Genomic DNA, 12,416 nt, shown 5'->3' on the forward strand with positions numbered 1-12,416 from the left:
AATCTCTCCTTTCTCAGAATCCGCTGACTCTGTAAACGATAAACTCTGTCGCGGAATTGTCCGCTCTGTCCTCCGTCATACCTACAAGCACGGTGCCGTCTGACAGTCTTGCAGCTGTACTGATCCAGGGATAGTTAGTTCCGAAAAGTTCACTGTCCTCCGCTGATCCCAGGAAACTGCCGTCGCTCTTCCAGAATAACAGGTTCCGCATATTTCCATCCAGACCGATAAATCCTTTTTCCGTCTCCTGGATATCTGTAATACTGCCCAGAGACTGTTCTCCTCCAAATTCCTGGTTTCCAAGCTCCATCTGTTGATTTCCTTCGGTGTCCAAAACCCAGATGGCTTCATTCTGCGTATCCGGATCCTCGCCTGCGATGAAGATGTGGTTTTCACTCAGGCTCACAGTATTTATACTCTCGTTGGAAAAACCGGACCATGCTTCTTTCGAGGCCTTATTTCCGTCAAAGACTACTTTCTCCGGTTCTGACCCGAAAAACCAGGAAAGACCCCAGGTTCCGCTGCTGTGTATAACCGCCTTGTCAATATCGTCGTTTGCTGCAATGATCTGACCATCTTTTACCGTAAGCATCGGAGACATAAAGCCTGTCAGGTACAGATTTCCGTTCTGGTCTGCGGAAAGTTCTTCATAATCATCCTCCAGCTTCATGGTATTCTTCAGTGTCAGTGAGTCTCCCAGTGTGTATTCATACAAAACATTATCCAGTAATATAAACACTCTGTCACCAACCGCAGCCATTCTTCCGCTGAAAATATCATGCGCCAGAAGCGGTTCCTCAACCGGAACCCATACAGAGGTTATCGTAGTATCCGCGATCATCTTGGAATGCTCATGATCCGTAGTGAAGGCCTCTCCCTCCCACGGCCAGGGATAATCCTCATTTCCGGTATCCTTCAGATGAAATGCCAGGTTGCTTATCAGCTTCTCCACCGCAGGATCAGAATATTCACCGGTTATACTTACCTTTACCGTGGTTCCGGAACCAACATCTCTCCCCATATAGGTCAGAACCGGTTCGCCCCAGCTCGTCGTTTCAGAGAAAACACAGGGAACCCCGCCGATGCTCTTCTGCTCCACGGTCTTATCGACTGCCAGCGCATGTGCGTCAATACCGGACGTATGGAGAAAATCCCGATAATCGTTGCAGTCTTCTACTGTCGCAGAAATATTCACAGCCGCCAGAACAGTATCCCCCTGCTTATAATCCAGCTGTCCATAGCTGCTGGTCTCGCTGTCTCCCTTGTAATCTTCGTTCTCTGTCCACCCTTCCGGATAATAGATATCCCAGAGTTTCATTTCCAGATGTGTACCGCTTGTATCCCGGCTGCCGTCTGCCTCTGATTGCGGCCCTGACACACCGGCAGAAGTGCTGTCTGCTGCGGTCACACTTTGAGAAGAGGTGCTCTCCGTTACTATTTTGCTTACCGATTTTGACGATGAGCCTGAGCTGACGCCTTCACTCCCCTCTTTTTCAAAACGAAAGCTGACTCCCTCATATTCAATATACAGGTCTCCATCCTTATCGGTTAAGTCCATCGTGTCCGTGGAGTCTTTAATTTTTACCCCGGTCTCTGTCTCCTCCCACTTTCCTTTCTCTACTTCATCATCGATATGTGCCTCGCAGGTCCCATCTTCTTTAAATACGAAAGAAAATTCATCCATGAAATCCGACACGGCAAATTCCATCCCCGACATTTCGGCTGAGACAGCATTCCACTTCCCCAGATATTTGCTTCCCTTCATATTTTTTCCGCCGCAGCCGGCAAAAATCATTGTCGAGAGAATCAGAATACCAGCCATCAGGATGGCACAACCATTTTGTAAATATTTCCTCGTCCGTTTCATTGCAATACCTCCTTCCACATTTTTCATTCCTCGTGTATAATAGATTCAGAATCTTTAATTAGTCGTATGCGCGCTTCCGTCTTATGATTTAAATATACTGATATCAGCAGATTTGTCCCCATCTGTTTCCCCCGTTTTGATGGGAAATACTAAAAATAATAACGATTCACTCACTATCTCGATAACCTCCAGTTTTCTCGATCTCCAGAATCGTTACAAAGATTGATTCACAGGTATATGCGTATGAAAAAGCACTCAATTTTTTCTTTACTCCTCACCATGCTGCTGCTGATCGGTCAGCCGCTCCTGTCCGCCTGCTCGGGGGGCAGCCGCCTGAATCCATCGGACCCGGTAACGCTCACCTTCTGGCATGTGTACGGAGAACAGGTAGACTCTCCGATGAATCTTCTGGTGCAGCAATTTAATGAAACCATCGGTATGAAAAAAGGGATTGTCATCAACGTGACCCGGATGTCGAATGCTTCCGAGATCGGAGAACAGCTTCTCGCAGCGCAGGAGGGAAAGCCCGGCGCCGGCACCATGCCCGACCTGTTTCTGTGCTACCCCGGAACGGCTTCTCTTCTGGGGCCGGAGAATCTGGTTGACTGGTCGGAATTTTTTTCACAGGACGAGCTGGATTCCTATGTGGATGCTTTTGTGGACGAAGGAATCCTGCAGAACCGCCTCTGCGTCTTTCCTGTCTGTAAATCCACCCGTCTTCTTTATGTAAATGGAACGGAGTTTGAGCGATTTCAGAAGGATACCGGCATCACCTACAGCAGCCTCCGAACCTGGGACGGCTTTTTCCGCACGGCAGCGAAATACAGGGAATGGTCGAAGGGAAAGCCCTTCTGCGCTTTTGATTACCTGGTGCAGAATGTAGATCTCAGCGCACGCGAAATGGGAGGAACGCAGATCATAAAGAACGGCTGTTACGACTGCTCCGATCCGGTGCTTCGTAGTTCCTGGAAGCTGTTTGCAGATGCACTGATCAGAGGGGACATCATCGTCTCTGATCTTTACGCCAATACACAGATGATGACCGGCGAGGTTCCTGCCGGTACCGGTTCCAGCGCAGCCATTCTGTACTTTAATGACATCGTTACCTATTCTGACAACACAACCGAGCCCATGAATCTGAAGGTGCTTCCTCTTCCCGTATCGGACCGGCCGGAAGCCGCCTCCGCTCCACTGGCTCCACAGACCGGCTGCGGCATCTGCGCCCTCAAGACAGACAGCCTGAAGGCGGAAGCCGCCTCCGTTTTTGTTCACTGGCTGACAGAGAGCGAACGGAATCTGGATTTTGCGGCGAAGACCGGCTATTTTCCGGTAACAGAAGAAGCTTTCCAGGCAATCGACAGCTACCGCTTTCAGAGCCCCTCCTATCGTTCTGTATACAACGCCATCCGGGTCGTGAAGAACACCTGCCATTTTGTTCCGCTCCCTTCGGACAGCGGGTTTATCGAAAAAACCAACCATCTTTATGACACGCTTCGTTCTATGCAGACTTCCCTGAACAAACGTTATCTCGACGGCGAGGATCCGGACACCCTTGAGCTTGAAACCTGGGAGCAGTTCTGTTCCTGCCTGGGGCCTCCGGAAAACTGAAAGGAGATGTCTGTGAAAATGACATTTTTCTCTTTTTTACATCGTAAACCAGGAGAAAGCAGCGAACTGACCAGGAAAAGGAACAGCTTGCGCTATAAGCTCTTCCAGTATATGTTTCTTCTCGCCGTACTTCTGATGGCTGCGTTCCTGATCGGACTGTCCGTCATCGTTACCGCGCTGAGGCAAAGGAACACTTTTCGTTCTTCCCTGCAAATGCAGATGACTGTTTTTTCACAGGATATCTCTTCCGAGTTTGAGACATTGGAGGCAACTGGGTTTCAGATGTCGCTTTCTGTTACAGAACAGATCCGGAACTACCTCAACGGAAGACATATCTCTTTTTCGGAGATCAATGACTCCGAAACAGATCTGAAAGCACTCCAGGAATTATTGTTCGATACGATAAGAGATAAGCTTCTTCAGACAGACAGTTCCGGCGCATTTCTGCTGCTTGACGCTACCGTCAATACAAGCCTGACCGGAGCGGATTGCTCAAGGTCAGGCCTGTATATACGCAAAAGCTCTCCCGACTCCGATTCTGAGCTTCTTCTCTATCGCGGAATCACGGAAATCGGCAAGAAAAACAATGTCATGCCACATCGGAAATGGACCCTGGAATTTCACACACAGAACCTTCCAGGGTATGACACCTGGAAAAGCAGCGCGCAGCCGGACACCTGCAGCTTCAGTGACATTTTTGTCCTGCCCGGAACCTCGGATAAGGTACTGCTCCTGCTGTTTCCGCTTTTCTCTCCTGACGGAACTTTTATCGGCATCTGCGGCTTTGAGGTGAATGACAGCTTTTTTCGACAGAAAATAGCCCAGCCCACTACCCTGAGTCATCTCACCTGCATTCTTGCAGATATTCACAATGCTCCGGAAGGACAGGACTCTGGCACTCTGAAGATTGATCCAGCAAATTCTATGTCCTGCGGAACCACCGACGGATACTACCTTGCCCCCGCCGGTACGCTGACCGTCACCAAAAAGCTCTCCGAAAAGCAGGTACTCTGTACGGACCGCGTTACTTCCTATCTTGGAATCACAGAGAAGGTAAAGCTTGCCGGGCTCAATGAGCGGTTCCGCGCTTATATCCTCATTCCTCTGTGCGATTACCAGCGGATGTTCTTTCGGGAAGCCGCCGAGGTCCTTCTGATCTTCGCTGTCCTCCTTTGTCTCTCTCTGCTCTGCTGCCGTTATTTCAGCCGGCGTTTATTGAATCCGATTCTGAAAAACCTCGACCAGCTGAAGAACAGAGAGCAAACAGACACAGCTGAAATGATTCCCGAAATCGCTGAGCTATTTACTCTGTTCTCGGAAATAGAAAATGACAGGAAAGCGGAAACATCCGCGTTGGAAAATGAAATAGAAAACGCCCGCAAAGAGCTCAGCCGTGTGAACAGGGAATATGATGACGCCAAGCGGGAACTCTCCCGCCTGGTGTACGCACGTAAAAAAGAAGTGGATCCGGAAAGCTATCAGCTGTTTCTGAACGGACTGAACACCTTAACACGGACCGAAAAGAAAATTTTCCTCCTCTATCTGTCCGGAAAGGGAACCAAAGAGATTATGGAGGAAAACAACATCAAGGAAAGCACCCTCCGCTACCATAACCGCAATATCTACAGCAAGCTCGGAATAAATTCTATGAAGCAGCTTCTGCGTTACGCTGCTATTATGAACGGAGAAAATTCCGATTAATTCCAACTGCCGGTAATGAGCATCTCTTACAGCATCATTACCGGTCATAAGAACGTCTTGTGAAAAAAACTGCCCTTTATTCCTTCCGAAAGTTCATACACAAATTCTTCAGCATCGCAATATCTGTAACCTGTATTCTTCCTCTGCCGGCGCGGATCACTCCTTCATCAGCGAGCTGCTTCAGCATCCGCGCCACGACCTCTCTGGCAGAATTGATATCTTTTGCAATCTGATCGTGTGTGACCGTGATTTCCGTGCTCCCGGTCTGTTCACATGTCTCCACGATCCAGGCGGCTATGCGCTGGTCGATACGCAGAAACAGCACTTCCTGAAAGGTCCATGTCACGTCCGAAAAGCGCCTTGAAAGCAGCTCGTAAATCATACACCGGACATAGATATTACTCTCCTTCAGTCTTGCCAGCACATGGGCCGGAACAATCAGAATCCGGCATCTTGCCTCTGCCTCCATCTGCGTGTCAAAGGTAATCTGCGACACAACGCAGGACGCGGAGAGGACATCATCCTCTCCGGTACGCAGGTGATATAGTGTAATCTCCCGTCCCTCTTCTGACGTCAGGAATGTCCGGACAGATCCGGAAAGGATACGTATAAAACCCAGGCACTCACTTCCACGTGAAAAAACCGTGCTGCCTTTATCAAAAACGCGGAGTATGATATGCTCACGAACCAGTTCCTGCTCCGCTTTTGTCAGCCTGCTCCAAAACGGCAGCGCAGCTGTCAATTCTGCGATTTCCATTTTTACAGATATATCCTGCTTCTGTCCGTTATTTTCCATATACGCCGCTCCCTTTCACACACTCTCCCGGCATTTCTCACTAACAGACTCTTTCTGGTTCAAATACGCTTCCGGCTTCCGTGATTATATGAAAAGATTCACATTCGACTCCTCAGCATCTCCAAGGTAAGTGCCGACCCCGCCGATTTCCACACCGTCAATCAGCTCCTCTTTCCGTATCCCCATCACATCCATGCTCATCGAGCAGGCTATAATTTTTACGCCGTTTTCCATAGCCTTTTTCATCATGTCCTCTAAGGAATCAATGTTCTTATCCTGCATAATCCGGCGCATCATGGCTGTTCCGACCCCGCCCATATTCATATGGGACAGCTTCAGCTTTCCTGCCCCCTTCGGAAGCATTTTTCCAAACATCGCCTCTGCAGGTGCCTTTTTGATACCGGGCGCCTCCGGCTTCCGCAGTGCCGTAAGTCCCCAGAAAGTGAAGAACATGGTGACCGGGCGTCCCATAGCCAGGGCCCCGTTGGCAATGATAAACGCAGCCAGAACCTTATCCATATCACCGTCGAAAACGATGATCGTCTTTCCCTGCGGTGTATTATTCATTATAACATGATCCTCGGATGTGGGAACACTGCTTCCCGGAACCGGCACAGCCGACCCTGTGCTGTTTCCCCTGCACAAAACAGCCACATACTCCGTCCCCTTTTTCTCATTGGACAGTAGTGTATTCCCCGTGCGGCGGCACCATGAAATAATATCCTTTGCAAAGCCCGGATCCGATGCAGTCACCTCCAGAAGGTCACCATTTTCCATCTTTTCCATGGCGCGATAGACTTCCATAATCGGTCCCGGACACTGAAGCCCCGAACAGTTAATGCGGATCTGCTTCGCCTGTTTCCTCTTCTTGCAGCCCTCTGTCTCGTTCGCGCCGGATTCCGCTTCCGCCTGTCCTGTTTTTCTATCTGTGTGCATGGTTTCCGGGTTTCTGTCATCCAACGCATCGAAACGGTCCTTTGCTCTTCCATTGCCGGCATTGCCCCCGTCTTCGCAGTCCGGATGAAGAGAACGGAAAAGTCTGGTGCCTCCCGGATAAACCTTAATATGCTCAAACCCGTGCTGTGAAAGGATTCTCGCCGCTGTATACGCCCGCACGCCAACCGCGCACATCACAATATACGATTTCTTCCGATCCAGCTCATTCAGCCTACCTCGAAGCTCTCCCAGAGGAATGTTCACGGATTCCGCCGGAGCCCATGCAAGTCTCTCCGCCTCTTCCCTGACATCCAGAATGATCTCCCCGGCATCCGGTTTGGGATCGTCCCATTCAGAAAAAGCCACCAGCTTTCGGATCACGTTTTCCGCCGCAAAAGCTGCCATATTCACCGGATCCTTGGCGGAGGAATAAGGCGGCGCATACGCCAGTTCCAGATTTTTCAGCTCTGCGATTCCGCCTCCCAGCTGCATGACCGTCCCAATGGTATCAATTCTCTTGTCAACACCCTCTCCGCCTGCAATCTGGGCTCCAAAAATCTTCTTTCCGTCCGGAGAGAACAACAGCTTCAGGATCATAGGAATCGCGCCGGGATAATATCCTGCGTGAGAATTCTGGGTGATCACAACCTTCTCATAGTCCTTTCCCCGGACCATACCGCGGCGAATCAGCTTCTTTTCTCCTGCCCCGACAGAAGCAGCCGTAAGATCAAACACACGGGCAACGGAAGCTCCCTGTGTTCCTCTGTAGCTCTCCTTTCCCCCGGCGATATTGTCCGCCACAATCCTGGCCTGCCGATTGGCCGGACCCGCCAGCGGAATCATTGTCTTCTCTCCGAAGACCGGATCGGTAACCTCTATCACATCCCCGGCAGCATAAATATCCGGATCCGATGTATGAAGCTGCTCATCCACGCAGATTCCTCCTCTTTCATTGCACACCAGCCCGGCCTGTACGGCAAGCTGACTGTTCGGGCGCACGCCTATAGAAAGAACCACAAAATCCGCAGAAAGCTCTTTTCCGCTCGACAGCTTTACAAATACCGTCTGCTCCTCCGTCCGGAACGAAGCGACCCCATCAGACAGATAAAGATCCACCCCGTTCTCCCGGATATTTTCTTCCAGAAGCATTGCCATTTCCCGGTCAAATGGGGCCATAACCTGATCAAGCGCTTCCACAATAGAGACCTGCAGGCCTTCCTTTCGCAAATTCTCTGCTGTCTCCAGTCCGATAAATCCTCCGCCTACCACAATAGCCCTGCTGCTGCGGCCGTCTGCAGCCATCTCACGAATCTTTTCTGCATCTGGAACTGTCCAGAGCGTGAAAATCCGTTCCGAATCAATTCCCGGAATTCGGGGGCGCACCGGAGAAGATCCTGTCGCAATGACCAGCTTGTCGTAGTCCTCCTCATACGTACGGTTCGAAGCCAGATCAGTCACCGCAATCTTCTTCTGCTTCCTATCAATTGCCGTTACTTCATTCCGGGTTCTTACATCTACCCGGAATCTCTCCCGAAGAACCTCTTCCTTTGTCACCAGAAGCGCATCCTTTGATTTGATCACATCTCCGACATAATACGGCAGCCCACAGTTTGCGTAGGAAATATACGGTCCTCTCTCCAGAAGAACAATCTCCGCGTTCTCATCCAATCTTCGCAGGCGGGCAGCACAGCCTGCGCCTGCTGCCACTCCTCCGATAATCACAGTTTTCTTCATTTTTGTCTCCTTTTCTACCGGCTTCATACCATACTTTTTTCTTCGGGTATTGCCACAGTCCGTCTGTTTTCTTTGTCTCTGTGCAGCGTTACAGACCAAGCAAATCTTCAATATTCTCTCTGGGCTGGACACCAACCGCGCTCGCCACTGCCCTTCCGCCTTTAAAAACAAGCAGGGTAGGAATACTGGAAATCCGATATGCCGATGCCAGCTCCGGTTCCTCATCCACATTTACCTTGCCGACCTTGTATTTTCCCTCTGCCTTCGCAGCCACTTCCGAAATAACTCCGGAAAGCATCCGGCAGGGTCCACACCAGGCTGCCCAGAAATCCAGCAAAACCGGTACCCCGGCCTGCAAAACCTCTCTCTGAAAATTATTCTTCGTGATTTTTATTTCCGCCATGATAAGCTCCTTTCTGCCCGACCGGGTCTTGAATAGGATTCAACGCTTTCTGATACACTTACTCTATACCTTCTTGCGGGACATTTCTGTGACAAGGTCACATAACAGAAAAAAGATAAACAAATGATGCCGCCGGACCCTGACGGGTCCGGCGGCATCTTAAAACAATCTATCATTCAGTTTATATGATTCATTCTCATTCAATGGTATTCAGATCCACGGTATAGTCTCCCGGATCCTTGGAATGAAAGAAGACCTTTACACGCTTGCCAATGATCTCCTTTCCGGGATATTCCTTCATGGAACGGCTTGTGAAGGTGTGCTCTACATGTTCCTTGAAATCGCGATATCTGCAGATCACATAGTACTCAACCCCGGAAGAGGCATCTGCACGGAGGTTTCTCGTGATTCCGATTACGTCCGCAAAGATCCAGCCCCCGACAGGAATCCAGCTCGTATCCTCCTGCGCCTGCTCTGCTCCGGAAGAATAAGAATTCTGCTCCGCTGCGTTTATCTCCCCGTATTGCTGACGGTAAAGAATCGCCGGCGTAATTCCAAGAAGCAGGAGAATCGCACCGACCATCTGAAATCCGATGTATCTTACAGTACTGACACCCGCCTCACGAAATCCAAGAACAATCAGGCCTATACCGACCGCTCCCGCTATTCCTCCGAGAACTCTTAACCTTTCTAATCTCTTCTGCTTATTATCCAAAGTCTGCTCCTCTTCTTCTGGAAATTCCTCGTATTAAACGCGGAATAAATTGTACGCTATCTATTCGTGTTAAATAATAATATAGCATCCTGCGAAAAAAAGTCAAGCCGACCGGTTCCATTTCACAATTTGTTCAGAAGCCGCTGTTCCGGCAAGGTCAAAAGAACGGCGCGTTAAATTCAGCCAATCCCGGCCAGCACACCAATTCCGTGAATCAGGAGCGACATCAGCCAGGCAATGACGCACTGGAAAATCACCATTCCAACAGCCCATTTCCCTCCGAGTTCCCTGCGAACCGATGTGATAGCTGCAACACAGGGTGTGTACAGAAGGCAGAACACCAAAAGCGACGCAGCCGCCAGCGGTGTAAGCGTCTTCAGCAGAGCAGCTGTGCTTCCAAACAGCACATTCAACGTCGAAACCACACTCTCCTTTGCGAGGAAACCGGAAATAAGCGCTGTAGAAATTCTCCAGTCGCCGAATCCGAGCGGTGCAAAAATCGGTGCAATTCCTCCGGCAATAATCGCGAGGATACTTCTCGATGAATCCGCCGCAACCTGAAACTGCGGGGTAAAGGTCTGAAGGAACCAGATCACAATGCTCGCAATAAAGATAATGGAAAATGCTCTCTGCAGGAAATCCTTTGCCTTCTCCCAGAGAAGCTGCAGAACGCTCTTTGCGCCGGGCATCCGGTAATTCGGAAGTTCCATGACAAAAGGAACCGGTTCTCCCCGGAACAGCGTGCCCTTTGAAAGCAGTGCGACAAGAATACCGGTAAGGACTCCCAGAAAATACAGTCCGACCATGATCAGACCGCCTTTTCCCGGGAAAAATGCCGCGGTGAAGAATCCGTAGATCGGGAGCTTTGCCGTACAGCTCATAAACGGTGTGAGCATGATGGTCATCTTCCGGTCACGGTCTGACGGAAGCGTACGGCTCGCCATGACACCAGGCACCGTACAGCCGAATCCGATCAGCATCGGAACAATGCTTCGGCCTGAAAGTCCCAGCTTCCGCAGCAGCTTATCCATGACAAAGGCAATCCGTGCCATATATCCCGTATCCTCCAAAAGAGACAGGAAAAAGAATAATGTCACAATAATAGGAAGAAAGCTCAGCACACTTCCGACACCCGTGAAAATACCATCAATGACAAGGGAATGCACGACCTCGTTGACATGGGCTGCAGTCATCGCATGATCAACCACTACAGTCAGAGCGTCTATTCCCCTTGCCATGGCATCCTGAAGAAACGCTCCGATCACATTGAACGTAAGCCAGAAAATCAATGCCATTATACCGACAAATGCCGGTATCGCTGTGTACTTTCCCGTCAGGATCCGGTCAATCTTCTGACTTCTGAGCCGCTCTTTGCTCTCTCTCGGCTTAACTACTGTCTCATCTACCAGATGCCGGATGAAATCAAACCGCATATCGGCAATCGCTGCCTTGCGGTCCAGACCCCTTTCCTTTTCCATCTGAATGATGATGTGCTCGATCGTCTCCTTTTCATTCTGCTCCAGCTTCAGGGCATTCTCAATTCTCTGATCTCCTTCCACCAGCTTTGTTGCCGCGAACCGCATCGGTATACCGGCTGCCTCCGCATGGTCCTCGATCAGATGCATGATTCCATGGATGCATCTGTGTACCGCTCCGCCGTCCTCATCCTCACTGCAGAAGTCCTGCCTTCCGGGCCGCTCCTGATATTTTGCCACATGCAGTGCATGCTCGATCAGCTCCTCGATACCCTCATTCTTCGCGGCGGAGATCGGCACAACCGGAATTCCAAGCATCTCCTCCATCTTGTTGATGTGGATGGAGCCGCCGTTTCCCTGTACCTCATCCATCATATTCAGGGCAAGGACCATCGGAACATCGAGCTCCATCAGCTGCATCGTGAGATACAGATTCCGCTCGATATTCGTCGCGTCCACGATGTTGATGATGCCCGTGGGATGCTCATTCAGAATAAACTGCCGGGAAACGATCTCTTCACTTGTATAAGGCGAAAGGGAATAGATCCCGGGAAGATCTGTCACACTTGTGTTCGGATGATTCCGGATCGGCCCGCTCTTCTGGTCCACCGTAACCCCTGGAAAATTCCCCACGTGCTGGTTCGCCCCGGTCAGCTGATTGAACAATGTTGTCTTGCCGCAGTTCTGATTTCCGGCCAGCGCAAAGGTCAGGGTTCTGTCAGCCGGGAGCGGGTGCTCTCCTGCCTTCACATGGTACTTGCCTCCCTCTCCGAGTCCCGGGTGCTCATATCTGCGCTGCTCTTCCCGTCTTCTCTTCGCCTCGTCATCCGCGGATACCGCGCGATTCACCGGTACCAGATCGATCTGCTCTGCATCCGAAAGCCGGATTGTCAGCTCATACCCGTGAATCTTCACCTCCATAGGATCGCCCATCGGCGCGTACTTCACCAGCGTGACCTCTGCATCCGGAATCAGTCCCATATCCAGAAAATGCTGCCGAAGCGCACCTTCACCTCCAACTCGGGTGATCCGCCCGGTTTCACCGATCTCCAGATCTCTCAGTGTCTTTCTCTTTTCTTTTTCTATGCTTGCCTTTTCAGTTTTTGCTGCCATACGAATTCCTGCTCATCTCCTGTAAAAATGTTAGTTTAAGCTTACTTTTGTAAAAATCCTACAACAAG

The 12,416-nt window shown here is 50.3% G+C and carries 8 protein-coding genes; 2 read left to right on the plus strand and 6 right to left on the minus strand.

Annotated elements, in window-relative coordinates:
* Positions 1 to 13: 13 nt before the first annotated feature.
* Positions 14 to 1,867 carry a hypothetical protein gene (locus ACTQZS_RS04970; RefSeq protein ID WP_441474845.1) on the minus strand — a complete coding sequence of 618 codons (1,854 nt, stop codon included), beginning with the start codon at positions 1,865 to 1,867 and terminating at the stop codon, positions 14 to 16.
* 243 nt (positions 1,868 to 2,110) lie between these two features.
* On the opposite strand from ACTQZS_RS04970, the gene ACTQZS_RS04975 reads away from it, so the two are divergent.
* Together ACTQZS_RS04975 and ACTQZS_RS04980 are read left to right on the plus strand one after the other, a co-directional pair.
* Positions 2,111 to 3,475 (plus strand): extracellular solute-binding protein, encoded by a 1,365-nt coding sequence (locus ACTQZS_RS04975; RefSeq protein WP_441474846.1) that lies wholly within the window; start codon positions 2,111 to 2,113, stop codon positions 3,473 to 3,475.
* Positions 3,476 to 3,493: 18 nt separating this feature from the next.
* The gene (locus ACTQZS_RS04980) at positions 3,494 to 5,176 is read left to right on the plus strand and encodes a LuxR C-terminal-related transcriptional regulator (RefSeq protein WP_441474894.1); all 1,683 of its coding nucleotides are present in this window, start codon (positions 3,494 to 3,496) and stop codon (positions 5,174 to 5,176) included.
* 76 nt (positions 5,177 to 5,252) lie between these two features.
* Here ACTQZS_RS04980 and ACTQZS_RS04985 read toward each other — a convergent pair whose 3' ends face one another.
* The 5 genes from ACTQZS_RS04985 to feoB all read right to left on the minus strand — a co-directional run bounded on the left by ACTQZS_RS04985 (position 5,253) and on the right by feoB (position 12,348).
* The gene (locus ACTQZS_RS04985; RefSeq protein WP_441474847.1) at positions 5,253 to 5,972 is read right to left on the minus strand and encodes a Crp/Fnr family transcriptional regulator; all 720 of its coding nucleotides are present in this window, start codon (positions 5,970 to 5,972) and stop codon (positions 5,253 to 5,255) included.
* 84 nt (positions 5,973 to 6,056) lie between these two features.
* The gene (locus ACTQZS_RS04990) at positions 6,057 to 8,642 is read right to left on the minus strand and encodes an FAD-dependent oxidoreductase (RefSeq protein WP_441474848.1); all 2,586 of its coding nucleotides are present in this window, start codon (positions 8,640 to 8,642) and stop codon (positions 6,057 to 6,059) included.
* Between the two features lie 88 nt (positions 8,643 to 8,730).
* A complete protein-coding gene (trxA, locus tag ACTQZS_RS04995; RefSeq protein ID WP_441474849.1) occupies positions 8,731 to 9,045 on the minus strand; it encodes a thioredoxin in 315 nt (104 codons plus the stop codon).
* Positions 9,046 to 9,241: 196 nt separating this feature from the next.
* Positions 9,242 to 9,760, minus strand: coding sequence for a hypothetical protein (locus tag ACTQZS_RS05000; RefSeq protein ID WP_441474850.1), 519 nt, complete (start codon positions 9,758 to 9,760; stop codon positions 9,242 to 9,244).
* Between the two features lie 179 nt (positions 9,761 to 9,939).
* Entirely contained in the window at positions 9,940 to 12,348 is a 2,409-nt protein-coding gene (feoB, locus tag ACTQZS_RS05005; protein ID WP_441474851.1) for a ferrous iron transport protein B, read from the minus strand.
* Positions 12,349 to 12,416 lie beyond the last annotated feature (68 nt).

The organism is Bilifractor sp. LCP19S3_H10 (assembly GCF_052119185.1).
In the GTDB taxonomy this organism is placed as follows: Bacteria; Bacillota; Clostridia; order Lachnospirales; family Lachnospiraceae; genus Bilifractor.

What these genes read in the sequence shown, in the direction of transcription:
- ACTQZS_RS04970 (WP_441474845.1), bottom strand. Translation starts at nt 1,867, where the DNA reads ATGAAACGGACGAGGAAATATTTACAAAATGGTTGTGCCATCCTGATG.
- ACTQZS_RS04975 (WP_441474846.1), top strand. Translation starts at nt 2,111, where the DNA reads ATGAAAAAGCACTCAATTTTTTCTTTACTCCTCACCATGCTGCTGCTG.
- ACTQZS_RS04980 (WP_441474894.1), top strand. Translation starts at nt 3,494, where the DNA reads ATGACATTTTTCTCTTTTTTACATCGTAAACCAGGAGAAAGCAGCGAA.
- ACTQZS_RS04985 (WP_441474847.1), bottom strand. Translation starts at nt 5,972, where the DNA reads ATGGAAAATAACGGACAGAAGCAGGATATATCTGTAAAAATGGAAATC.
- ACTQZS_RS04990 (WP_441474848.1), bottom strand. Translation starts at nt 8,642, where the DNA reads ATGAAGAAAACTGTGATTATCGGAGGAGTGGCAGCAGGCGCAGGCTGT.
- trxA (WP_441474849.1), bottom strand. Translation starts at nt 9,045, where the DNA reads ATGGCGGAAATAAAAATCACGAAGAATAATTTTCAGAGAGAGGTTTTG.
- feoB (WP_441474851.1), bottom strand. Translation starts at nt 12,348, where the DNA reads ATGGCAGCAAAAACTGAAAAGGCAAGCATAGAAAAAGAAAAGAGAAAG.